Here is a 22,692-nt window from a genome sequence, read left to right on the forward strand (position 1 = left end):
CACGAGAGCGATGCGCCACCGGTGCCGCGGATCGGCTAGTGGTGAGCCAGGGTGCTGATCATGTCGGCCAGCGCGGCGATCGCTTCGTCCTTTTCCACCGGCACGGCCTGCATCTGTACCGCATGCCAGGCCCGGTCGAGCATGCCGAGCGCCGCGACTCCAACGACTTCGGGTGAATGCTCGCCCGGGCCGACGATTGCTTGCCCGAGCTTGAACGATGAACGGGCGACAGTGCGGTTTCGGGAGCGCCGGAACGCCTCATCGTCTGGGGCGGAGTGCCACGCCGCCAACACGAAAGCGCCATGGCGGTCCATGAACTCGAAATATTCGCCGATCCACGCGCGCAGTTCCGAAAGGTCGAACGGCCGCGCGAGTGCTTCGAGCCGCGACAAGACCGCCATCACATCGCGGTAGGCGTTCTCGCCCAGGACGGCAAAGACTTCCTGCTTGTCGCGGAAATAGGTGTAGAAACCGGCGCGCGAGATTCCGCACGCCTCCGTGATTGCGTTGATGGGCGTCCCGGCGTACCCGCGTTGGAGGAACAGCTGACGGCTGGCGTCGAGGATCAGGGCGCGCGTTCGCTCGCCCCGGCTGGCTTCCAACGCATCGATCGGATCCCTACCCTGAGTCACGGTCACGGCCACCACCCTAAGTGACATATCTGTCACGTTGCAATTAACAAGTTAGTAGCCGTGATTGAGGTTCCATCTGCCTAGCACTTGACACTTATGTCAACCCGGGCCAAGCTCAAAGGACGCGATTTAGGGAGCCAACGATGAAGCCGTCAATCGAGGCACCGATTTTCGATGCTGACCAACACATGTACGAGATGCCGGACGCCCTCACGAAGTACCTGCCGGAGCGCTTCGCGAAGGCCGTGCAATTCGTCCAGGTTGGCAGGCGCACCCGCATCGCGATCATGGGCAAGATCACCGAATACATACCCAACCCAACGTTCGAACGGGTCGCCGCGCCGGGTGCGCATGAAAAGTTCTATTCCGGGCAGAATCCCGACGGGCTGACGTTGCGCGAAATGCAGGGTGCTGCGATAGAGGCGCCGGCCGCAACTCGCAATCCCGCGGACCGCGTCAAAGAACTCGACCGCCAAGAAGTGCGGGAGGCGTTGGTCTACCCGACGCTTGCCAATTTGGTGGAGCACTCGGCGGCCGAGGACCCCGAGCTGACCATTGCGATGATCCACACCCTCAACCAGTGGATGCTCGAGCACTGGCGGTTCACCTACGACGACAGGTTGTTCATGACGCCGGTGATCAATTGCGCCGAGGTCGACAGCGCGCGTCGGGAGCTGGAGTACCTGCTCGATCACGGAGCCAAGGTCGCACTGATCAAACCTGCACCGGTCAAGGGGTTTCGCGGCTGGCGCTCACCGGCGCTGCCCGAATTCGACCCGTTCTGGCGTGACGTCGAATCCGCGGGGCTGCCGATCGTGTTGCACGCCAGCCAGCCGCCGCTCGACGGGTACATCAACCAGTGGGAACCGCCGGATACCAACAGCTTCATGGAAATGAGCGCCTTCCGGTGGGTGGTACTGGGCCACCGCGAGGTCGCCGACATGATCACCAGCCTGATCTGCCACGGCACGCTGACCCGATTCCCGCGTTTGCGGATCGCGAGCGTGGAGAACGGTAGTTCCTGGATCCATCCGTTGTTCCATGACCTGCAGGACATCCATGCCAAGATGCCGCAGAACTTCGAAGAGCATCCGCTCGACGTGTTCCGCCGCAACATCTGGGTCAGCCCCTTCTGGGAGGGTTCGGTAGCGGACGTCGTCGCCACCGTCGGATGGGACAAGGTGCTGTTCGGCTCGGACTACCCGCACCCGGAAGGCCTTGCGACGCCGAAGGGTTTCTACAAATACGCCGAGGGCATGGACGAGCGCCGAACCTACGACTTCATGGGCGACAACGCCCGCCGGTTCATGGGTTTGCCCATCGCCAATCCCAGCCCCGACGCCATGAAGCCTCCGCAGCTGGCCAGCGCCTGAGCGGAGATCGTCACTCCACGAGACAACAGGAGGCGAGGTCAGGTGACCAAGATTGAGAGTGTGCCGGAGGTCGAATTCAACTCGTTGCCGATGGCAGACGATCGCAAGGTCGGCTGGGATAGCCTGCGAGAACTCGGGCCGGTGGTGCTGATGGACGGCTGGTACTACCTCACGGATCGCGCCGACGTGCTGCACGCCCTACGGAGTCCCGAAGTCTATTCATCCAAGAAGGCTTTCGACACTCTGGGCAGTCCCGTTCCGCTCGTACCCATTTCGTTCGACCCGCCTGAGCACACTCGGTTCCGCAAAATCTTGCAGCCGTTCTTCAGCCCGCACGCGCTGGGCGCGATGCTGCCCGCGCTCCAACAACAAGCTGTCGGCATGATCGACACCATCGCAGCACAAGGGCAGAGCGACGTCGTGGCCGATATCGGCATTCCCTATCCGTCGCAGGTTTTCCTGACGCTATACGGTCTCCCTCTGTCCGACCGCGACCAACTGGTGAAATGGAAAGACGCCGTCATCGAACTGGCCGACAGCGGCACCAATTTGGAAGGCCACGATCTAACCCCGGCGCTGGAATTGTTCAGCTACCTGACCAACACGATCAACGAACGCCGCGCCAATCCAGGCTCGGACATCTTGTCGCAGGTGCTTACCGGCGAAGAGCCTCTCGACGACAGCGAAGCAATCGGACTGAGCTTCTTGTTCGTGCTCGCCGGGCTGGACACCGTCACGGCAGCAATCGGTTTCGCGTTACTGGAGCTCGCGCGCAAACCAGAGTTGCGATCGGCACTGTGTGCTGATCCCGACCAGATAAAAGTCTTTATCGAAGAGGTCGTCCGGCTCGAGCCTCCCGCACCGATACTGCCGCGGATGACCACCGAAGAGGTCATCGTCGGTGGTATTACGCTACCGGCCGATACGCCGGTGCGGCTGCTGATCGCAGCCATCAATCGCGATAACAGCGACTCGACATCGACCGACGATGTCGTCATGGACGGCAAGGTGCACCGGCACTGGGGCTTCGGCGGCGGCCCCCACCGATGTCTGGGGGCGCACCTGGCGCGGATGGAGCTGAATCTCATCATCAAGGAGTGGCTCTCCCGGATACCGGAATTCACAGTTCGACCGGGCTTCTCGCCGCGGATCGATTTCCCCGCCAATACGTTCTCGCTGGCCAGTCTGCCGCTGTGCTGGGACAAGTAGGCAGGCCTAATGACGAGGACACCAGTTGCCCAAACGCTATTCAATCCCCTCCGCAGCGCGCCTTTGAGGCGCTGGTGCTATGACGGCGAATCCGAACCATACGTGATGCTCGATGTTCGCAGCGACATCTGGCGCTGACCAGTGACAGTATTTGTTTCCGACGTCCCCGCCAGTACCGCGGTGCTCTGCGTGGAGTGCCAAAATGGCGTGCTGGGAATCGATTCCGTACTACCGGCACTGGCCAAGGACTGCGGGGCCCTTGTCAGCAACGTGCGGCGGCTGCTCGGTGCCGCCCGCGCTGTGCGTGCGCATGTCGTCCACGCGACGTACGCGGGAGCGTTGGGGGCACATCCCGTAGGTACCGCCAGGATTTGGCGGACGTTGGCCCCGGCGACCGCCGAGTGGCAACCCGGGTCGCCGGCCACACAGGTCCTTCCCGAACTATTGACCGCCACTGATGTCGTATTGCCGCGTCACCATGGGCTCTTCCCGACGCGGGACTCTGAAGTGATACCGATGCTGCGGGGTCTGGGAGTGCGGACCGTGGTGCTGGCCGGGGTCTCGTTGAATTTGGCCCTTCCGCACACCGCCGCAGACCTGACCCAAGCTGGATTGCGCGTCGTCGTTCCACGCGATGCGGTCGGTGGCACTCCGCTCAGCTACGCGAGACAGGTGCTTACCCACACGATGGCGCTGCTGGGCCCGGTGACCGCCGTCGATGAACTCATCGCCCAGTGGAATGTCGACGGCCGACAGCCCGAGCCGTCGCCGCGCTGATCCAGATGAGCACTGCCGATTTGGCCCGCCGCTTCCTGCACGTCAACCTCAACACGACCGACGCCGAAGTCGCACAACGGTTTTTCGTCGACTGCCTGGGGCTTCGGCTGCAGATGCGCACCGACCCGGAGTCCCTGACCGACGGTGAGATCCTCGGTTTATCGGGCAAGGTTCGCGTGGACGGCCGGTTCTACTACGACAGTCGAGGCCCCCGCAGCTCCTGTGCTATCGAACTCATCGAATGGCTGGATCCCGCCACCACCCCTTGCGCACCGCCGGGCGCGGCGTCAGCCGGGCTGATCGCTTTGGGTTTCCTCGTCGCCGATCGCGTCGGGGTCGTCGAAGCTCTGTCCCACAACGGTTTCCGTGTCGCTCGATCCACCGCCACCGGCTTCGTCACCGACGCACCCGCCACGCTGGTGATCGGTCCTGACGGTGTGACCGTCGAAATAGGGGACCTGCCGAGCGCGTCGAGAGGACCGGTGCGTTTCGCCGGGTTGCACATCAGCTGCGTTGATCTCGCCACGTCGCTGGCCTTTTACACGGGCATCGGATTCGTCCAGCTCGACGAAATCGCAACCCGAACAGTTCGACTGCGTGACATTGGGGTCGACCTCGACGGCAGCGACGACGTGCTGATATGCCCGATCGGGCTGCCTGAAGATCACGTTACGGCGAAAGTGTGCCTGACCCAGCGGCTCACGCCCGGCACGTCGTTGATTCTCAAGCAACCGAATCAGCAGGGGCTTTACCGCTGCGCGTTACGTGTAGAGAGCACCCAAGGTGCCATTGCAGCGACGACCGACACCATTACGGTGCGTGGACCGCTGTGGTGTCCCTTGCCCGGAACCCCCATCGATGGGCTCAACGTCGCCTTCCTGACCGCTCCCGAAGGCGTCGTCATCGAGTTCGTCGAACGACCGTTGTCACACTTCGCGCCCCGCACCGCCGAACTGGGCTGAGCTGCAGGGACTTAGCTGCAACACCGCGGCAGGAGAAAACTGCTGCGGCCTTACAGATAAATACATCGATGTTTTATCCAGAAATACGGCTTGCTAACAGGAGAATGCCTGGATAGACTCTAGATAACAGCTAATAATTTACCTGATATGGGGACCAACGTTGAGTGTTGCGGCACGTAAAGCCGGGGTTGCTCCGCTGCGCTCAGCGGCAGGCCAGACGCTGGGTTCTGCGCTCGCGCACCGCATCGAGCAGCGGATTCGCATGGACGGCTGGCCGCCGGGCCGGCTGATCGGTTCGGAGTCCGGCCTGTGTGAAATATTCGGCGTCGGAACAGCCACGGTGCGAGAAGCCGCGCGAATCCTGGAGGCCCGCGGCGTGGCAAAGGCCCGCCGGGGGCCCGGCGGCGGATTATTCGTGACGCAGCCAGAACAGTCCTTGGTCACCGACGCCGCCCGGCGCTATCTCAGCCACGTCGGCGTCGACCGCGGTGAGCTGTTCGAAGTATGGATGGCCCTTGAGCAGCTCGCGATCGGCAAGCTGGCGGCCTCCATCGATCACGCTGGCGCGGCGCGGCTTCGGGATCTGCTGGATAAGGAGGCCCTCGATGCTCCGCGCGTTTGGCAGCAGTTGCCCAACATTCACCTCGAGATTGCCCGGCAGTCGGGCAATGCCGCGCTGGAGCTGTTCATCCGGGTCTTGTCCGAACTGACACTGCACACCTACGGCGCCAGCGAAGACCCGAGGCGCGCAATCGGTTGGCTGCACGCCCGGCACGTCGAGATCGTCGACGCCATCATCGCCGGCGATGCAGCCCTCGCCCAGCTTCACTTGCGTGAATTCATCGCCGCGGTCAAGCGGCAGGACTTCGGCCCCGCTATCGAACGAGAGGAATCATAATGGCGAAACCCGCCCTGTCAATGAAGCCCACCGGTTGGTTCCAGGTCGCCTGGTCGGCCGAGATCGAGCCCGGTCAGGTGCACCGGATGAAGTATTTCAACGAGGAGCTGGTCGCCTGGCGGTCTTCGGATGGTGTCCTTACGGTGATGAACGCTTACTGCGAGCACCTGGGCGCACACCTCGGGTACGGCGGGCACGTCAAGGAGGACCGCATCGTCTGTCCGTTTCATGGCTGGGAATGGAATTGCGAGGGGCGCAACGTTTGCATTCCCTACCAGGATCGCCCCAACAAGGCCAGGCGCATCCCCACGTGGCCGGTAGTCGAACGCAATGAGAGCGTCTACATCTGGCACGACCTGCACGGGCGTGAACCCTACTTCGACGTGCCCAGTGTCTTCGAGGCGTATCACGACGGCCGTAGGGCCGAGGACTACTACCTCGCCTATCCCGAGGGCTGCCTGATCCGTGAGCGCCTTGAACTGCATCCGCAGTACGTGATGGAGAACGCAGTGGACTTTGCGCATTTCCAATTCGTGCACCGCGCGGCGTTCACGCCTGAGTTCAAACGTCATGAGTACGACGGAGCAATCGCGTACGCCGATTTCGAGATGCTCTTTGGCGGCACGAAAGACAAGACCGTGCTCACCCCAAATGGTGCTGTACAGGGCGGAGTGCAAGCCATCAACGTAGGCATTGGGATTGGGTTCGCAAAGTTCTGGGGTCCTGACAATATGCGTACGATCGTCACAGTCACCCCGGTCGATGAGGAGACAGCTGACATTCGCTCGTCGGTGTGGCTCGATCGACTTCCCGGAGATAGCAGTCCCCACCAACCGTCCTCCCTCGAGCGCCGCCAGCGCATGGCCAACAATCAGGTCCTCGCTGACATCAACATTTGGGAGCACCAGCGCTACACCGACCCGCCCGCACTGGCGACTGCAGAGGGGAAGGGCTTCCGCATGATCCGCCGATGGGCGATGCAGTTCTATCCCGAAGGGGAACTGGGCAGTGCCAGCACCCCGGAACTGCAAACCGCGGGAACGGAGGCTGATGCCGATGCCCCCGAGAACGAAGCCCGCAGCACTTCCACCGTGTCCGTATAGCGCTATCGGCGACGGGGGTAGCTGGCGGAAACGTTGACGCTGTCGCACGTCGCCACAAGCATTCGCCGTGCCTGCACGGGAACCTCGACCTGGGTAGCTACTGTAGAGCGGTGTCTGAGAATGCACACGATAGCGGGGAGCCACCCGATCGGGCCGCGCATGTCATCGCAAGGCAGTTGCGCCGCCGCATCATCCGCGGTGAATTGACCGAGGGTGAGACTTTGCCGAGTGAAACGGAGCTGATCCAGCAGTTCGGCGTCTCACGACCGACATTGCGTGAGGCGATCCGGGTGCTTGAGTCGGAATCGCTCGTCCTCGTTAAGCGGGGCGCTCGCGGCGGGATCGAAGTCAGTGTCCCGCGGGTAGAGACTGCCGCCCACTACGCCGGCCTGCTGCTCGAATACCAGCAGGCGACTTTGGCCGATGTGTTCGGGGCGGCCGCAGCGATCGAAGGCCCGTGCGTGGCGATGCTTGCGCGTAATCGAACAGCCGATGACTTGAATCGATTGCGGGAGGCGGTTGCCGGCGAACGTGCTCTGGGTAAGGCGCCGGCAGACCTGCTCGAACGGCAAAACGACTTCCACCGTGTGCTCATCGAGATGGCAGGCAATCAAACGCTTACCGTGCTCAGTGATGTGTTGCGCCACATCATCGAGGTCGCTACCGAGCGATACGTTACCAACCCCGCGTTCGGTGGAGCCGATAAGAATCCCGCCGCCAAAGCGGCCACACGGACCCACGAGAAAGTTATTGAACTGATCGCGAATAAGGATGCGGTGGGGGCAGAAGCGCTGTGGCGCAAGCATATCCTGGCCACCAGCGCCCAGCTGAGACGTTCGGGTGTCGCCAACTCGGTGCTCGATCTGCTGGGGTAACAAGCTCAGTCATCGTACTCCGTCGCGCTAGAAACCTGCCGATTCGGGCTAGCGGGCGGTGACTTGCAGAACCTCCCTCGATAGCCTTGGGCGCGAGCGTGATTCGAGCGTTCCATCCCTTCCATAGCGCGGGTCGCCCTCGACGACCGTAATCAGCGGCACCAGCGTCGTTTGTCCACGGTATACAGGTAGGGCAGGACGAATATCGGAGACAGGTAGAACAGGTTGAACAGCCACCAACCCATGCCGAATTGCGAATTGGCCATCCGCACAGGGAAATCAAGGCTCATCGCGGTGGTGTAGCCAACCCAGAGCATCAGATACAACCATCCAGAGATTTTCATGAAGTGCAGGCCCCAGGTCCTCATTTGGAGGAAGGCCCAGGCGCTGACCGTTCGCATCGGCATCACGATGAACACCGCGAGCAGCTGCCACATCTTCTCGCCGTGATTCTCCACGCCACCCAAGGCCCCCTGGTTGTAGTGGTAGAAGAAGGCGCCGTCGAAGAATTTGCCGTAGCCGGTGATGAACGTCTTACCCAGTGTTGAGTTGTGGGCGAAGGTATCCATCGACCACGGCATGAAATTGATCATCCCGTCGATCATGCAGAACGTGCCGATAACGGTTGCCGCCCAAGGCCGAACGTTGGTGCCGGCCTTGACCGAACGCCGCAACTTATAAAGCCCGATGAACAGCGGGATCGCCCCAAAGGGGCCAAGGAGCATCGTGCCCGTCAGCAGAATGCCCGCCGCAAGCCAGCCGTCAGCGGGCTCGGTCCACCTGGAATCTCGGTCTGGCGAGGCTTGGTCATCGCCGAGATCCGTAGCGGGGTAGTGGTGTTCAATGGTCATCGACGCAGACCTCCCTCAAGACCAACCGAACCTGATCAAGATGATGGGAAACATCGCAACGCACTCAACGATCAAGCCCACTAAGAGAAGAAAGCAGACATAAGTCAGGATCCGGTGCAAGGTTGCGACGCCCTTCTCGGCCTCACCGTTTGCAGTGTCCGGGGCCTTTTCGGCCGGAACGAGACGGCTGCCCAGAAACCACCATCCCGCCACGATGAGCAAGTCGGCGACGGCCATTCCCAACAAGATTCGGGCGTCGTGCAGCACGGGGACTCCTACCGGTACTGGATTGCCTGAAACGCTTGAACGGTGAGGATGGTGATGAGCCAAATCCCGGTGATCAGAAAGAAAAACGCCACACCAGCCATTCGCGCTTTCACCGTCGCACCTCCTTGAATCGGGACTGTACCCGCCCGACTGTACGGTGTAAAGGTCTCGCTGGTCGTGACGTTGTATCAGTCGGCGAGCCGCTCGAGCACCATCGCCATCCCTTGGCCGCCGCCGACGCACATGGTTTCGACGCCGACCTGGGCGTCGTGAAAACGCAGGGAGCTGATCAGCGTGGTGGCGATCCTCGCACCCGTCATGCCGAAGGGATGGCCGACGGCGATCGCGCCACCGTTGACGTTCAGTTTGTCAGCGTCGATGCCGAGTCGGCGTTGACTCGCCACCACTTGGGCGGCGAAAGCCTCGTTGATCTCGAACTGATCGACGTCGGCCAGCGACATGCCGGCATTCGCCAAGGCCTGGCGCGTCGACTCGACGGGGCCAAGTCCCATCACTTCCGGCGACAGTGCGGTGACCCCGGTGGCGAGGATGCGCGCCAGGGGCTGGATGTCGAGTTGCTGTGCGCGGTCGGCGCTCATGACGACGACGGCGGCCGCGCCGTCGTTGAGCGGGCAAGCGTTTCCGGCGGTGACGCTGCCGTCGGGCCGAAACACCGGAGCCAGCCGGGCGAGCGCGTCGACGGTGGTGCCGGGCCGTGGGCAGTCGTCTTTGTCGACCACGCTGCCGTCGTCGAGCACATAGGGCGTGATCTCGCGCGCCCAGAAGCCGGACTGGATCGCGTGCTCGGCTCGCTGCTGGGCCCGTGCCGCATAGTCGTCCTGGTCGGCACGGCTGACGCCCTCGAGCTGGGCCACGTTCTCTGCGGTCTGACCCATTGCGATGTACACATCGGGTAGCGCGCCATCGTCTCGCGGATCGCTCCACGTCGGTGTCCCCGCGCCGACGCGCTGGCCCGTGCGCGATTGCGCGTCCTTGAATCGGGGATTCACCCAGGGATTGGCCGACCGGTCCCGGGGATCGCGGGAGTCGTCGACGGGCGGGCTGTCGCTGGTGCCGCGTCGGGACCGGCTGACGGTCTCGACTCCGGCGACGACGAACGTGTGCCCTTCGCCGGCGCGGATGGCGTGCATCGCCATCCGGATTGCCTGCAGGCTCGACGCGCAATAGCGGGTGACGGTCGTGGCGGGCACGCTATCCCAGCCGAGCAGGACGGCGATAACGCGCGCGATGTTGAAACCCTGCTCACCGCCGGGCGCTCCGCACCCCACGATGAGGTCGTTGACGGCCGCGGGCTGCAGCTGCGGAATCTGTTGCATCGCAGCACGAATGGCTGCGGCGCACAGGTCGTCGGCGCGGACGCCGGTCAATGAACCCTTGAAGGCGCGGCCGATCGGCGTGCGCGCGGTCGCGACGATAACCGCGTCGCTTGGTCGGCTCAGAAGCCCATCCCCCTGCCGACGATGTCCAGCATGATTTCGTTGGTGCCGCCATAGATTCGCTGCACGCGTGAGTCACGCCAGATGCGGGCGATCTCGTATTCGTTCATGTAGCCGTAGCCGCCGTGCAGTTGCAGGCAGCGGTCGATGATCCGCCACTGCGTTTCGGTGGACCACCATTTGGCGCCGGCGGCCTCGTCGGCGGTCAGCTCGCCACTGTTGACGGCCATGATGCACTTGTCGACGTAGGCCTGCATCACGTCCAATTCCGTTCGCATCTGGGCGATCGCGTGTCGGTTGACTTGGAAGGTGCCGATCGGCTGACCGAATGCTTTGCGGTCACGGGCGTACTGAAGGGACAAGTCCACAGCCCTGCGTGCGGATGCCACGGCGTGGATGGCGATGCCGAGCCGCTCCGCCGGTAGGTTGCGCATCAGGTGGTAGAACCCGCGGCCCTCTTCGCCGATCAGGTTCTCCGCCGGAACCCGGACCTCATCGAAGATGAGTTCCGCTGTGTCCGCGGACTTCTGGCCGATCTTGTCGAGTTTACGTCCCCGGTCGAATCCCTTCATGCCGGACTCCACCACGATCAGGCTCAGCCCCTTGTGGGGTTTGTCGGCGTCGGGATTGGTGCGACACACCACGACCACGAGGTCGGCAAGCAGTCCGTTGGAGATGAACGTCTTGGTTCCGTTGATGATGAAGTCGTTGCCGTCGCGGCGCGCGGACGTCTTGACGTTGGCCAAGTCCGAACCGGCGCCCGGTTCGGACATTGCGATGGCGGTGATCAATTCACCCGACACGTATCCGGGTAACCAGCGCTTCTTCTGCTCGTCGGTGGTCAGCTCGGAGAAATACCCGGCCAGGATGTCGTTCTGGACGCCTAAGCCGATCCCGACCGCCCCGCTCAGCCAGAATTCCTCGTTGACGATCGCGTTGTAGCGGAAGTCTTTGATGCCGAGCCCGCCGTATTCCTCGGGCATCTCCCAGCCGAGGAGCCCGAGTTTGCCGGCTTCCAGCCATGCGTCGCGATCGGCGTAGCCCCGCTGCTCCCACTCGTCGGCGCGCGGCGCGCAGACGGTCTCGAAGTACTTCCGCGCGGTCGCGCGGAACTCGTCATGTTCTGGCTCAAAAATGTCTCGGCGCACGATATTCCTCCGGATCAGAGGTTCGGTGTCGGTGGCCGTGCCGTCCGACAATCAAACAGTTCAATACTATAACTGTTTGTCGTCGTTCCGCACAAACGTCGAGCTGAGCTCGGTGACGAATTCCCACACGTCGGATTGGGAGTCCAGAGCCATTTGCCCCAGAGTGTGTTGCCATTGCCGCGCGGAGCCGAATTCGGACCGCCAGGCCAGTGCGCGGGTAGTGAAATGGCGCAACCGATGGTCGAGGGTAAACCCGATCGCGCCATGCACTTGGTGCGTGTTGCGGGCGACAAGGGTTGCGGCGCGGGCCGATTCGATCTTGGCGACCGCCACGGCGAACCGCCCGTGCAGCGAGCCGAACCCATGGGTCGCAACCACATCCGTGGCGAACTGCGCCGCGGTCTTGGCTACCGACACAGCGCCGGCGGAGCTGGCGATCAGCGTCTGCACCGCCTGGAATTTGGCGATCGGGCGGCCGAACTGCTCGCGTTGCCGGGCGTGGTCACATGCCAAATCCAAAGCCCGGGTCAGTGCGCCGCAGGTTTGTAGCGCGCGCGCCAGAGCGCCTCGCAGGCGGAATTCCCCGGTCGGGGCGCGTTCGATTGCCCGATATTGGTCGGCCGCCAACGGTCGATCGAGCGATAGTTGCCCGACAGGCTGGCCGGCGATATCGGCGTGGGAGCGCACGGTCGCTTGGTCGCGCGGCACGGCCGCCACGAAGTCGTCGCCGACGATGACGATCAACTCGGCGTGCTCCGCCCAGGGCACACCATCCACCGGCGATACCAGTTGTCCGTCGTTTAGCCGCTCGCTGGAAATCGCCGCGGTCATCGCCCCGGAGGCCACCGGCAGGTCGGCGATACCGAGCAGCCACGATGCAAGCAGATCGGTCTCGGCCAGCGGCACAGGCGCGGCGTGGTAACCGCCGCTCTCCAGGGCCACGGCCAATTCGCGCAGCCCTGCCCCGCTTCCGCCATGGGACTCGGGGGTGCTCAGCAATGTCAGACCGGAGTCGGCCAGCGTTTTCCATAGGTCGGGATCGAAGGGCACGCCCACCTGCTGGACGTCCAGCATCGGTTCAGTGCTGGACGCGAATATGTCGTCGGCGAGCTCACGCAGGGCACGCAGGTCGGTGGAGTCGTCGGTCGCTGCTGTCATCGCAACCCCAATCCGCGGGCGACGACGCCGCTGAGGATTTCGTTGGTCCCACCCCGCAGCGTGAACCCCGGCGCATGCAGTATGCCCTCGGCGAGTAGGCGAGACAGCTCGTCGTCGGCATCGACCGCCGGCTGAACCGAGCTGGACTCGGCGGCCACATCGATCACGCTCGCCTCGTAACGGGTGCCGAGGTCTTTGACGGCTGCGGCCGCGACACCGACAGACTCGCCGCGGCTGAGTGCCCCCGCGACAGACGCCGATAGTTGTCGCAGCGCGGCCAGTCGCGAGATGAGGTCGCCGAGTTCGCCCGCGGCGCAAGTAAATTCCGCGCCGTCGCGGGTGCGCAAGTCACGCGCCAGTTCGTCGAGCAGCGGTTGGGTGGACAGGATTCGCTCCGGGCCACTGCGTTCGAATCCCAGCTCGGAGGTGACCTGCTCCCACCCATCGCCGATATTGCCGAGCACCATGTCATCGGGCACGAAGGTCTTGGTCAGTACTACCTCGTTGAAGTGGTGCGCACCGGTGAGCAGCTTGATCGGCCGGATTTCGATGTTCGGCGAATCCAGCGGCACCACGAACTGGCTGAGCCCCTCGTGTCGCTTGGCGGGATCCAGCTCGGCGGTCCGGGCCAGCACCACGAACGCGTGCGCGTGGTGCGCGCCGGACGTCCAGACCTTCGTGCCGGTCAATTCCCATCCGCCGTCGACGCGCACGCCTCGGGTGCGGACGCTGGCGAGATCGGAGCCGGACTCGGGCTCGCTCATCCCGATCGCGAAGAAGCATTCGCCCTTGGCGATGGCGGGCAGGTAACGCTGCCTCTGAGTCTCGTTGCCGTACTTGAGTAGTGACGGGCCGGCCTGGCGGTCAGCGACCCAGTGCGCCGCGATCGGGGCACCGGCGGCGAGCAGCTCTTCGATGACGACGAACCGCTCGACGTGGCTGAACCCGCCTCCTCCGTATTCACGAGGAAGTGTCATGCCCAGCCAACCGCGCCCGGCCAGGCGACGACTGAACTCCGGGTCCCAGGAGGAGATCCAGGAGTCCACCCGTGGTGGCCAGCCAAACTGCGCGCGGTCCTTGACAAGAAACTGACGGACCTCAGCGCGCAGACGTTCGGTAGACGCAGGCAGTGGCCGATATGGCGGAACTAGTGCGGTCGCCATTGGCTACCCCTCCTGCGCGCACGCGCGGTCGTAAACCGTTTACTCATTCAGACGATAGCTTATGCTGCCCGGCCCGGCCCCAATGACTACCAGATGTAGGTTATAAATTAAACTGCTTGGATTCCAGCGAACAGGAGGCAGTGGAGATGCGTGATGCGGTTATCACCGCGGCGGTGCGATCACCGATCGGCAAGCGCAACGGCGGACTGGCGAATGTGCACGCCGTCGAACTGTCCGCCATCGTGCTCAACGAGTTGGCGGCCCGCGGCGGCTTGGATCCGGCGTTGGTCGACGATGTCCATTGGGGCAACGTCATCAGCATCGGGCAGCAATCGGGCAACATCGGTCGCATGGCGGTGCTGGCCGCCGGGTGGCCGGAATCTGTGCCCGGCTTCACCGTCGACAGGCAGTGTGGGTCTTCACAGCAGGCCATTTCGACAGCGGCGGCCGCGGTCATCTCGGGGCAGGCAGATGTCGTCATTGCCGGTGGAGTCGAGATGATGTCCGGGGTACCGATGGGCGCGGCGTCGGTGCCGGGTACCGGTGAGATGGGCGGCCCCGCTGTCGAGCGATACGCGGCGGCGCTGACGGCGCCGGGGTTCAACGGGCGGTTCAATCAAGGTGCCGGTGCTGAACTGATCGCCGAGCAGTACGGCCTTTCCCGCACCCAGCTCGATGAATACTCGATCGAATCCCACGAACGGGCGGGTGCTGCGCAGGACGACGGGTTGTTCGCCGAGGAGATCGTGCCGGTGAGTACGGAGGCCGCAACCGTCACCACCGACGAGGGCGTGCGCCGCGGTTCGACGGTCGAGAAACTGGCCGCCCTGAAAGCGCCGTTCATTGAGAACGGCAAGATCACCGCGGGTAACGCGTCTCAGATTTCCGACGGCGCCGCCGCGGTGCTCATCACCACTTCCGAGCGCGCCAAGGCTCTGGGTATGACCCCGATTGCCCGTATCCACACCGCGGTGTGTACCGGTGACGATCCGGTCAAAATGCTCACCGGACCGATACCGGCGACCCAGCTTGCTCTCAAGCGTTCGGGCCTGTCGATCGACGACATCAGTTATTTCGAGGTCAACGAGGCTTTCGCGTCGGTGCCGCTGGCGTGGCAGGCGGCCACCGGTGTGGCCCGCGAAAGATTGAACCCGGTGGGCGGCGCGATCGCGCTCGGCCATCCGCTGGGATGCTCGGGCGCACGCCTGGCAACCACGTTGATCTACCAATTGCGACGCACCGGTGGCCGATACGGGTTGCAGACGATGTGCGAAGGCGGTGGCACCGCCAACGCGACGATTTACGAATTGATCGACTGACGCCGCGTTACGACACGGCCGGGTCGGTGCGAGCTTCCAGTGATGCTCGCTCGTCTGTCGACCACGGACGGGTACGGGTGCGGTCGGTGCGCATGACCACTTGGACGGTCTGAACGGTTGCGCAGCGCTGTCCGTGAATCGTGGAGATGACGCTCGTGGTTGTCAGGCTGCTGTTGCCGACAGCGGCAACCGTCGAGGAAACCTCGAGCACGTCTGACTCGAACACCGGATGGTGATAGTCAACCGCGTTGCGGACGACGACTATCCAATCCCAAGCATCCGGTAACACGGCCTTGAGAAAGCGGTTGCGCGCTTCTTCGGCATAAACCAGAAAGACACTGTTGTTCACGTGCCCGACCGGATCGAGGTCGGTCCATCGTGGTTCGATGCGAATGTTTCCGGGCACAGGCAACTTGTCCTCCGTTTGTCCAACATTATGATTAATCATTTGTGCGCCTGGGTGGTTGGGGTTTCACGGGCCTGGCTGGAGAGGCGGTCTCGCTGCAGCTTCCCGCCCGCGGTCCGGGGCAGTTCGTCGACAAATTGGTATTCTCGTGGCCGTTTGTAGGACGCCAGCCGTGTGCTGGCCCAATGATGCAGCGCTTCGGCGGTCAGTCCGGGCGCCCGGGAGACTACCAGCGCGACCGTGGCCTCGCCGGTGCGCTGGTCCGGCTGTGCGACCACGGCGACCTCGTCGACGTCGGGGTGAGCAAGCAAAACTTGCTCGACTTCTGTCGGAGACACCTGGAACCCCGATACTTTGAAGATGTCTTTGAGGCGGTCGACGATTCGCACGCGGCCATCGGTGGCGATTTCAACGAGATCGCCGGTGGCAAACCATCCATCCGGCAAGAAAGCGTTTGAGTCTGTACCTACGTAGCCGGCCGCTACGCTGGGGCCCCGTACCTCGAGTTCGCCTGCGGCGGTGATCCGCAGCTGCGTCCCTTCGGTGGGATAGCCAGGCGAGTCGAGGCGCCAGCGCTCGGGCTCGTTGACCGGATTGAACGCCACCATCATCGCCTCGGTCATCCCGTAGGAGCACAAGAACCCCACCCCGGTGCGGTTGGTGATCTTCTGCGCGAGGTCAACAGGAACTGCGCTGCCACCCCACATGAAAAACCGCAGGGACGAAAAGTCTTCGGCGCGAAGGTCGTCTCGGTGGGCCAGTCGGTGGGCGACCGCTCCCGCGATCGGCCAGATTGTCACCCGTGCGTCTGTAATGTGGCGCAGCGATTCGTCAAGGTTGAACCGACGAAACAGGGTCATCTCGGCGCCGACGCTCAGCGCTGCCGCACTCATCGTGGCCCCAAAAATGTGACACAGCGGAAGTGTGATCTGCAATCGGTCGTCGTCGGAAAGTCGGAGATGGTGCCGCAGCTGTTCCACACCGCCGCAGAGACTTTCGACGGTATGGACCACGCCTTTGGGCAGCCCGGTCGTGCCGGAAGAGAACGGGATGTAGAGGGGCATGCCGGGCGACGGCGCGGTTGAGGGCGGGCGTTTCGGCGCCGCGTCGAGCAGCGAGTCCGTTGGGACGGCGATGTGCAGGCGTGCGGCAACATCGGTAAATCGCGATACGTACACCGCCGCGGTGGCTGCGGCCGCAGCCAAAGCCTGCTCGATTTCGACCGGGGTCCAGTAGGGGTTCGGCGTGACGAACACGGCACCGAGCCGGGCGAGGGCAAACTGCGCAATGAGATACTCCGGGCAATTGTCGACCAGCAGCGCGACCCGGGTGCCCTCGGCGACGCCGGCCGCCGCCAGACGGTCGGCGGCGGCTTCCACCGCGGCGTGCAGCGCACCGTACGTCCAGGTCTGGCCCTCAAATTGCAGGCCGACCCGCGTCGGCCACCGCGCGGAGGCCCTGGTCAGGTAACCGGCGTAGCCGCCCTCGTAGCGGCTGCTCATCGACCCGAGCTACCGACGCCGCGAATTGCCCGCGGCCGGGACCGTTTCGCCCCACGCCATCCACACATCTGGCATGCGGGTGTCATCAGCGCGGTGAATGCGCCCTTCCTGCTGCGGGTTCGGCATGTAACCCAGGCCGCGCATGTGCCCTTCAGGATCCGGCTCACATACCCAGTCAACGCCGTCGATCGTGTAGGTGATGCCGTCATGCCAATACCCATCGGCGGCGCGGGCGATGTTGATGTCCATCGAGGAGGCCGATGTGACCGAGCCGTCGCTGTGTGCGGTGACGCCGACATGAAAATCTCGCTGCCCGAACAGAAAATGGCCGATCTCGCAGCTGCCGTCGTCCCAGTGGTTCGCCCATGAGTACCACGTGAGGTATTCGGCATCGTGAAGCGGATCTTTATCCATGTAAAGCCGCCCACCCGGATACATCCACGCTTCCTCCCAGAACAGGAATCCGCGGGCCGGCTTTCCGACCACCAGCCCGTCGACCAACCACGTCTGGCTGATGTAGAGCAGCGAGGCATCGCGCCCGGGCAGGTACCACTGCAGTGGTGAGGCCGCCAGGGCACCCGACATGTCGATGACGCCCTCTTCGGTGTACCTGAAGTTCTCCTTGTTGAGTACCAAGCGCATCGGCTGCCCCTCGGCGTCGGGTGCCGAGGACAGCGTGGCGGTGCCTTCGTCGGTCAACTCGGCCTGAACGGCGGCACTGTCCACCGCATAGCGGGCCTCCTTGCGCAGCTGCATGCCCTCGCGTCCGGTCCCGGTGTTGAGCAGAATGTGCTTGCCGCCCAGAGACTGCCGACCGTCCTCGCGGGCGTCCGGAGGCGTTGCCGCGATCCGTCGCATGGTGCTGTACAGGGTGCCGTCCTCGTCGCGGAGGGTTCCCCAGATGTATCCGGCCTCCCGTTGCAGGCCCAGGATCGATTCGTTGGTGACGAAGTCGTTGGGGTCGAAGTCTCGACCGGAGGCCAACGCGGCGTGATTGAAGGTGCCCGACCGAACCGGGCCGGCCAGGGTGGGGGTGTTCATATGGTGACCTTCCTACTGATGGCGGACAAATCTTCTAGATCGCGTGGCAGGCACGCAGCTTGTCGATATCGGCGTCGGATTTGCCCAGGACCGACGTCAGCACTTCGTGGGTGTGCTGGCCGAGGCGGGGCGGTGCGGCATAGGAGTCCAGCGGAGTGGCCGAAAAGCGAATCGGATTGGCCAGCAGGTCCAGGCTATTACCGTTAGAGTCCTCGATCGTCCTGCGCACCTGACGGTGCTGGATCTGGGGGTTGGCGAACACCCCGTCCATCGTGTTGACCGGGCTCACCGGGACGTCCTGGTCTTCCAGGCACGAGATCCAGTGCGCCGCCTTGCGTTCAGCGAAGATTTCGTTGAGGGTTGACAGCACCAGGTCGCGATTGGCAATCCGTGACGAGACAGTGGCGAATCGGGGATCCGTTGCCAGTTCCGGGCGTCCGACCGCCGTCGCGAGACCGGTCCATTGCCGAGCGGTGGAGGCCACGACGAAGATTTCGGCGTCGGCGCATTGAAAAGCCTGTGAGGGGATGCCGCCGAAGCCGCCGTTGCCTCGTCGCGGAGCCGCGACCCCCGAAACGAGATAGTTCTGCGCATAGTGTGACAGTGCAGCCACACCGCAGTCCAAAAGTGCCAGATCAATGAATTGGCCTGTGCCACTGATGGCATCGCGGTAGTGAAGAGCCGCGAGTATTGCTGACGAAGCGTAAAGTCCGGTCAGCACGTCGACCATGGAAACGCCGACTTTCATCGGTCCGGCTCCGGGCTCACCGTCGGGAACGCCTGACACGCTCATCATTCCGCTCATCGCCTGAAAGACACCGTCGTAACCGGCGCGCTGCGCGTACGGACCGTCCTGTCCGAATCCGGTCACCGAGCAGTACACCAGGCGCGGGTTGCGCTCGCAAAGTCCCGGGTAGTCGAGCCCGTATTTTGCGAGCACGCCACACCGGTAATTCTCGATGAGCACATCGGAGTGTTCCGCCAACTCGGCGATCAACGTCGCCCCCTCGGGCCGCGAATGGTCGATGGTGATGGAGCGCTTGTTGCGATTGGCGCTGAGATAAAAACCTGACTGGTTATCGTCGGGCTCGCCGAAAAAGGGCGGGCCATATTGGCGGGCGTCATCGCCGACACCGGGCCGCTCGACCTTGATGACTTCTGCACCCAGGTCCGCTAACAATTGAGAAGCTAACGGGGCAGCGAGGATTCGACTTAGGTCAAGCACTCGTGTGCCGACAAGCGGACCACTCACGACACTGCCTTGGGTTCACGGGGGAGCCCGAGCACCCGCTCGCTGATGATGTTCTTCTGGATTTCGCTGGTGCCGGCGTAGATTGTCTCGGCCCGCGCGCGGATGAAGGCGCGTCGCACACTCGTCGAAGCCGAGTCGGGCCCCGATCCCCATTCGGTACCGAGGAGCGCATCGGAGCCCAAAATATCCATGGCGACTTCGCTGAACTGTTGGTGCCATCTCGACCAGTAGTACTTTCCGATAGACGCCTCGGGACCAAACTTGCCGTCCCGCAATGCCGCCGATAGCGACCGTAAGTTGTTGTACGCCATAATCTGCAGACCGATGTAGGAGTCGACGAGTTTGTGTCGCAGTATCGGATCAGCGCTAGCATGTCGATGCCGGGCCAACTCCAGGACTTGGCTCATCTCTCGTCGGAACGAGAACTGATAGTTGAGCACTGACGTGGCCCGCTCATGGCCCAGTGTGGTCATCGCTGCGCTCCACCCGTCGCCCTCGCTGCCCAGGACGTTGTCTATTGAGGTGCGGGCGCCGTCGAAGAAGACCTCGTTGAACCCGCTGTCACCCAACATCGTTCGGATCGGAACGATCTGCACACCCGGCTGGTCGAGTGGAATGAGCATATAGGACAGCCCGGCATGACGCACCGACCCGGGCTCGGTGCGCACGATGGCGAAAATCCAATCTGCGTGTTGGGCGAATGTCGTCCAGATTTTCTGACCGGTGATGACCCAGTCGTCGACATCGCGTTCGGCGCGTGTGGAGATGCCGGCCAGATCAGATCCCGCGCCTGGCTCGGAGTATCCCTGACACCACACCACCTCCGAGCGGGCCATCGGAAGTAACAGTCGCGTCTTCTGCTCCCCGGTACCGTGGGCCAGCGCGGTCGGGGCCATCAAGGTCTCACCGTGGAAGGCGGCGCGCGGCGGCGTCTGAGCCTGAGCGCATTCCATTGCGAAGATGATTTCTTGGGTCATTGACGCGCCGCGTCCGCCGTACGTCGCAGGCCATGACAGACCTAGCCAGTTACCTCTGCCCAGCTCGCGTTCCCAGGCTCGCCGCAACGCCCAATTGTCGTCGTCGTCGGGTCCGCCCCGATCGGCGGTACCGACGAAGTCGCCGGTCAGATGCTCGTCAAGCCATGTGCGCACCTCGTCGCGGAACTCGACGTCGGCGCGGGACAACGGTAATGACGCGAAGCTGTCCCCAGGTGCAGGCATGGCACTTATAGTACAATGGTTTATCTGATTAAACGAACGCGGATGGTGCTGACGCCGTCCGCCGGGGTCAAGGCGCCGATCCTGATTTGGTTCGAATAACTCCAGATCGTGATGTTCAAAGCCGATCCAGCCTTCAGGGCAGAGGAGTACACCTCAGTCGGCGGGGAAGTCGACCGAGAACACCGGAACACCGACGGCGATGACTCGCCCGAGTGGTTGCACACCACGCGCAGGGTCATCGACGTCCGACGGACCTGCTAGCCGTCCGCCCCACTCGTATCGTATAGTGCAATGAATTAGCGGATTAGAGGTCCCTCCCAGTGACGGCTTGCGGGACCGCCGCGGCGCGTCCTGGCCGGAGGGAAACATACGCACATGGAAGACCTGCAGTGGTCGGTCAATGACGGAATCGGTGTCATCCGGCTCAACCGTCCCCAGGCCCGCAACGCCTTCACGTTCGAGATGATCCGCGAGTGGACGCGCTTGCTCCGCAATGCCAAGAACGACGATGCGCTGCGGGTAATCGTGTTGACAGGCGCGGGGGACAAGGCGTTTTGCTCGGGAGTCGACCTGTCGTCGATCTCCAACGCCAACCCTGACCTGACCCCGCTGCAGCGTAAGAGCCAATTGCACGACGAAATTCACCAGGTCGCGCTCGCGCTGTCCGACCTCGACAAACCGGTGATCGCATCCATCAACGGCGTCGCCGTAGGTGCCGGACTCGACATGGCGCTGATGTGTGATCTACGGATCATGTCGACAGCGGCCCGGGTGTCCGAGGGTTACGTCAAAGTTGGCCTCACGCCAGGCGACGGCGGTGCCTACTATCTGCCACGGATCGTCGGCACCTCAAAGGCACTCGAGCTGTTGCTCACCGGCGAGTTCATCCACGCCGAAGAAGCGCTACGGATCGGTCTGGTCAACCGGTTGGCGGCTCCCGAGGACCTTGCAGCGGAGACGGAACGGTTCGCCCGTTCCATCGCCGACCAACCGCCGGTTACGGTGCGGATGATCAAGCGTGCCACCTACCAGTCCGCCGAGGTCGACTTGCGCACCGCGCTGGATCTGATCTCGTCGCATTTCGCGGTGGTCGCGGCCACCGAAGACGCAGCTGAGGCGCTGGCGGCCATGAAGGAAAAGCGTCAGCCCCATTACATCGGCCGATGAGGACGACATAGATGAGCACCGACCGCGTCGACTCCGTCGATGTCTTCGACGCCTGGATCAACCTGCCCTATCTGCCGGGCGAGGTCACCCCCGACCCTTCCGTGGTCGCTCGCTTCAAGCGCGGCAACAGCGCCTATGAGGGCGGTGAAACGATGACCGATGTGATCGCCGAGATGGACAGGCTCGGTATCGCCGGTGGGGTCTTGTCCAAGGCACCGCGCGACATCACTCCACCCTTCGTGCACGGTACGAAGACGGGGGAGAAGGTGCTTCGCGAGACGTGCGAGCGTCTGGCCGGGATCCAGGCCGATCATCCCGGGAGATTCGTGACCAGCGTCGGGGTGGATCCCAGGCTTGGCTACGAAGCGGCGCGCCATGTGCGAATTGCCTCGCGGGAGTACGGAATCAAGTGTGTGCGCATCATTCCGATGTTCACCGGGATCGCGATCGACGACAAACTGGCATATCCGCTCTACACCGCGGCCTGCGATGAGGACGTGGTGGTGTCGATCAATGTCGGGGTTCCCGGGCCGATGAAGCCGGCAAAGCTGCAGCGCACCATCCTTATCGATGAAGTGGCGCTGGCGTTTTCCGATCTGAAGATCGTGATGAGCCACCTGGGTGACCCGTGGATCTCGGAGACGGTCGCGATGCTGCTCAAACATCCCAACGTCTATGCCATGACCGCGGGGTGGGCGCCGAAGTACATCCCCGAGGAAATCGTACGGTTCGCTGAGCGACGTAATCCACGAAAGCTGATGTGGGCTTCCGATTATCCGATCCTCCCGTTCGAGCGCACGATCACCGAAGGCAGGGCGCTGCAGCTGACGGGTGACTCGCGAGCCGGGTATCTGGGGGCGAACGCACGCGCGGTGTTCGGTCCACCCCACTGACATCAAGGAAAGGAATCAT

22 protein-coding genes are annotated in these 22,692 nt (G+C 63.3%); 10 read left to right on the forward strand and 12 right to left on the reverse strand.

What is annotated here, in order from left to right:
• Nucleotides 1-35 precede the first annotated feature (35 nt).
• Nucleotides 36-638, reverse strand: a complete 603-nt coding sequence (locus tag EPN51_RS19960; RefSeq protein ID WP_293046350.1) for a TetR/AcrR family transcriptional regulator — start codon at nt 636-638, stop codon at nt 36-38.
• 137 nt (nt 639-775) lie between these two features.
• Here EPN51_RS19960 and EPN51_RS19965 point away from each other — a divergent pair, with 137 nt between their 5' ends.
• The 7 genes from EPN51_RS19965 to EPN51_RS19995 all read left to right on the forward strand — a co-directional run bounded on the left by EPN51_RS19965 (nt 776) and on the right by EPN51_RS19995 (nt 7,829).
• Nucleotides 776-2,005: an amidohydrolase family protein gene (locus tag EPN51_RS19965; RefSeq protein WP_293045902.1), complete on the forward strand. Its 1,230-nt coding sequence runs from the start codon at nt 776-778 to the stop codon at nt 2,003-2,005.
• A gap of 90 nt (nt 2,006-2,095) precedes the next feature.
• A complete protein-coding gene (locus EPN51_RS19970; RefSeq protein WP_293046352.1) occupies nt 2,096-3,214 on the forward strand; it encodes a cytochrome P450 in 1,119 nt (372 codons plus the stop codon).
• Nucleotides 3,215-3,355: 141 nt separating this feature from the next.
• Nucleotides 3,356-3,991: a cysteine hydrolase family protein gene (locus EPN51_RS19975; RefSeq protein ID WP_293045904.1), complete on the forward strand. Its 636-nt coding sequence runs from the start codon at nt 3,356-3,358 to the stop codon at nt 3,989-3,991.
• A gap of 5 nt (nt 3,992-3,996) precedes the next feature.
• On the forward strand, nt 3,997-4,953 hold the full coding sequence (locus EPN51_RS19980; RefSeq protein WP_293045906.1) for a VOC family protein: 957 nt from the start codon (nt 3,997-3,999) through the stop codon (nt 4,951-4,953).
• Between the two features lie 160 nt (nt 4,954-5,113).
• Nucleotides 5,114-5,851, forward strand: coding sequence for an FCD domain-containing protein (locus EPN51_RS19985; RefSeq protein WP_293045908.1), 738 nt, complete (start codon nt 5,114-5,116; stop codon nt 5,849-5,851).
• Complete coding sequence (locus EPN51_RS19990; RefSeq protein ID WP_293045910.1) at nt 5,851-6,954, forward strand: Rieske 2Fe-2S domain-containing protein; 1,104 nt, start codon at nt 5,851-5,853, stop codon at nt 6,952-6,954. Before EPN51_RS19985 ends, EPN51_RS19990 begins: the two co-directional genes overlap by 1 nt.
• Nucleotides 6,955-7,064: 110 nt before the next feature.
• Complete coding sequence (locus EPN51_RS19995; protein WP_293045912.1) at nt 7,065-7,829, forward strand: GntR family transcriptional regulator; 765 nt, start codon at nt 7,065-7,067, stop codon at nt 7,827-7,829.
• A 152-nt stretch (nt 7,830-7,981) separates the two neighbouring features.
• Here EPN51_RS19995 and EPN51_RS20000 read toward each other — a convergent pair whose 3' ends face one another.
• The 6 genes from EPN51_RS20000 to EPN51_RS20025 all read right to left on the reverse strand — a co-directional run bounded on the left by EPN51_RS20000 (nt 7,982) and on the right by EPN51_RS20025 (nt 13,873).
• The gene (locus EPN51_RS20000; protein WP_293045915.1) at nt 7,982-8,680 is read right to left on the reverse strand and encodes a hypothetical protein; all 699 of its coding nucleotides are present in this window, start codon (nt 8,678-8,680) and stop codon (nt 7,982-7,984) included.
• 15 nt (nt 8,681-8,695) lie between these two features.
• Nucleotides 8,696-8,947: a hypothetical protein gene (locus EPN51_RS20005; protein WP_293045918.1), complete on the reverse strand. Its 252-nt coding sequence runs from the start codon at nt 8,945-8,947 to the stop codon at nt 8,696-8,698.
• Between the two features lie 188 nt (nt 8,948-9,135).
• Nucleotides 9,136-10,407, reverse strand: a complete 1,272-nt coding sequence (locus EPN51_RS20010; RefSeq protein ID WP_293046355.1) for an acetyl-CoA C-acetyltransferase — start codon at nt 10,405-10,407, stop codon at nt 9,136-9,138.
• Nucleotides 10,404-11,552: an acyl-CoA dehydrogenase family protein gene (locus EPN51_RS20015; protein ID WP_293045921.1), complete on the reverse strand. Its 1,149-nt coding sequence runs from the start codon at nt 11,550-11,552 to the stop codon at nt 10,404-10,406. Before EPN51_RS20015 ends, EPN51_RS20010 begins: the two co-directional genes overlap by 4 nt.
• 66 nt (nt 11,553-11,618) lie before the next feature.
• On the reverse strand, nt 11,619-12,710 hold the full coding sequence (locus EPN51_RS20020; protein WP_293045924.1) for an acyl-CoA dehydrogenase family protein: 1,092 nt from the start codon (nt 12,708-12,710) through the stop codon (nt 11,619-11,621).
• On the reverse strand, nt 12,707-13,873 hold the full coding sequence (locus EPN51_RS20025) for an acyl-CoA dehydrogenase family protein (protein ID WP_293045927.1): 1,167 nt from the start codon (nt 13,871-13,873) through the stop codon (nt 12,707-12,709). Before EPN51_RS20025 ends, EPN51_RS20020 begins: the two co-directional genes overlap by 4 nt.
• A gap of 146 nt (nt 13,874-14,019) precedes the next feature.
• On the opposite strand from EPN51_RS20025, the gene EPN51_RS20030 reads away from it, so the two are divergent.
• Nucleotides 14,020-15,192 (forward strand): thiolase family protein, encoded by a 1,173-nt coding sequence (locus tag EPN51_RS20030; RefSeq protein ID WP_293045930.1) that lies wholly within the window; start codon nt 14,020-14,022, stop codon nt 15,190-15,192.
• A gap of 7 nt (nt 15,193-15,199) precedes the next feature.
• Here the strand turns inward: EPN51_RS20030 and EPN51_RS20035 are convergent, their stop codons facing one another.
• The 5 genes from EPN51_RS20035 to EPN51_RS20055 are packed head-to-tail and all read right to left on the reverse strand — an operon-like array spanning nt 15,200 to nt 20,613.
• The gene (locus EPN51_RS20035) at nt 15,200-15,598 is read right to left on the reverse strand and encodes a thioesterase family protein (RefSeq protein ID WP_293046357.1); all 399 of its coding nucleotides are present in this window, start codon (nt 15,596-15,598) and stop codon (nt 15,200-15,202) included.
• A 38-nt stretch (nt 15,599-15,636) separates the two neighbouring features.
• On the reverse strand, nt 15,637-17,100 hold the full coding sequence (locus EPN51_RS20040; RefSeq protein WP_293045933.1) for a class I adenylate-forming enzyme family protein: 1,464 nt from the start codon (nt 17,098-17,100) through the stop codon (nt 15,637-15,639).
• Between the two features lie 9 nt (nt 17,101-17,109).
• A complete protein-coding gene (locus tag EPN51_RS20045; RefSeq protein WP_293045936.1) occupies nt 17,110-18,141 on the reverse strand; it encodes a hypothetical protein in 1,032 nt (343 codons plus the stop codon).
• Between the two features lie 34 nt (nt 18,142-18,175).
• Nucleotides 18,176-19,393, reverse strand: coding sequence for a CaiB/BaiF CoA-transferase family protein (locus EPN51_RS20050; RefSeq protein ID WP_293045939.1), 1,218 nt, complete (start codon nt 19,391-19,393; stop codon nt 18,176-18,178).
• On the reverse strand, nt 19,390-20,613 hold the full coding sequence (locus EPN51_RS20055; RefSeq protein WP_293045942.1) for an acyl-CoA dehydrogenase family protein: 1,224 nt from the start codon (nt 20,611-20,613) through the stop codon (nt 19,390-19,392). Before EPN51_RS20055 ends, EPN51_RS20050 begins: the two co-directional genes overlap by 4 nt.
• Before the next feature lie 375 nt (nt 20,614-20,988).
• Here EPN51_RS20055 and EPN51_RS20060 point away from each other — a divergent pair, with 375 nt between their 5' ends.
• Nucleotides 20,989-21,780, forward strand: coding sequence for an enoyl-CoA hydratase-related protein (locus tag EPN51_RS20060; protein ID WP_293045944.1), 792 nt, complete (start codon nt 20,989-20,991; stop codon nt 21,778-21,780).
• Nucleotides 21,781-21,791: 11 nt separating this feature from the next.
• The gene (locus EPN51_RS20065) at nt 21,792-22,673 is read left to right on the forward strand and encodes an amidohydrolase family protein (protein ID WP_293045946.1); all 882 of its coding nucleotides are present in this window, start codon (nt 21,792-21,794) and stop codon (nt 22,671-22,673) included.
• Nucleotides 22,674-22,692 lie beyond the last annotated feature (19 nt).

Origin of the sequence: Mycobacterium sp. (genome assembly GCF_004298145.1) — a bacterium.
Classification (GTDB): Bacteria; Actinomycetota; Actinomycetes; order Mycobacteriales; family Mycobacteriaceae; genus Mycobacterium.

What these genes read in the sequence shown, in the direction of transcription:
- EPN51_RS19965 (WP_293045902.1), top strand. Translation starts at nt 776, where the DNA reads ATGAAGCCGTCAATCGAGGCACCGATTTTCGATGCTGACCAACACATG.
- EPN51_RS19970 (WP_293046352.1), top strand. Translation starts at nt 2,096, where the DNA reads ATGGCAGACGATCGCAAGGTCGGCTGGGATAGCCTGCGAGAACTCGGG.
- EPN51_RS19980 (WP_293045906.1), top strand. Translation starts at nt 3,997, where the DNA reads ATGAGCACTGCCGATTTGGCCCGCCGCTTCCTGCACGTCAACCTCAAC.
- EPN51_RS19990 (WP_293045910.1), top strand. Translation starts at nt 5,851, where the DNA reads ATGGCGAAACCCGCCCTGTCAATGAAGCCCACCGGTTGGTTCCAGGTC.
- EPN51_RS20000 (WP_293045915.1), bottom strand. Translation starts at nt 8,680, where the DNA reads ATGACCATTGAACACCACTACCCCGCTACGGATCTCGGCGATGACCAA.
- EPN51_RS20020 (WP_293045924.1), bottom strand. Translation starts at nt 12,710, where the DNA reads ATGACAGCAGCGACCGACGACTCCACCGACCTGCGTGCCCTGCGTGAG.
- EPN51_RS20025 (WP_293045927.1), bottom strand. Translation starts at nt 13,873, where the DNA reads ATGGCGACCGCACTAGTTCCGCCATATCGGCCACTGCCTGCGTCTACC.
- EPN51_RS20030 (WP_293045930.1), top strand. Translation starts at nt 14,020, where the DNA reads ATGCGTGATGCGGTTATCACCGCGGCGGTGCGATCACCGATCGGCAAG.
- EPN51_RS20040 (WP_293045933.1), bottom strand. Translation starts at nt 17,100, where the DNA reads ATGAGCAGCCGCTACGAGGGCGGCTACGCCGGTTACCTGACCAGGGCC.
- EPN51_RS20045 (WP_293045936.1), bottom strand. Translation starts at nt 18,141, where the DNA reads ATGAACACCCCCACCCTGGCCGGCCCGGTTCGGTCGGGCACCTTCAAT.
- EPN51_RS20055 (WP_293045942.1), bottom strand. Translation starts at nt 20,613, where the DNA reads ATGCCTGCACCTGGGGACAGCTTCGCGTCATTACCGTTGTCCCGCGCC.
- EPN51_RS20060 (WP_293045944.1), top strand. Translation starts at nt 20,989, where the DNA reads ATGGAAGACCTGCAGTGGTCGGTCAATGACGGAATCGGTGTCATCCGG.
- EPN51_RS20065 (WP_293045946.1), top strand. Translation starts at nt 21,792, where the DNA reads ATGAGCACCGACCGCGTCGACTCCGTCGATGTCTTCGACGCCTGGATC.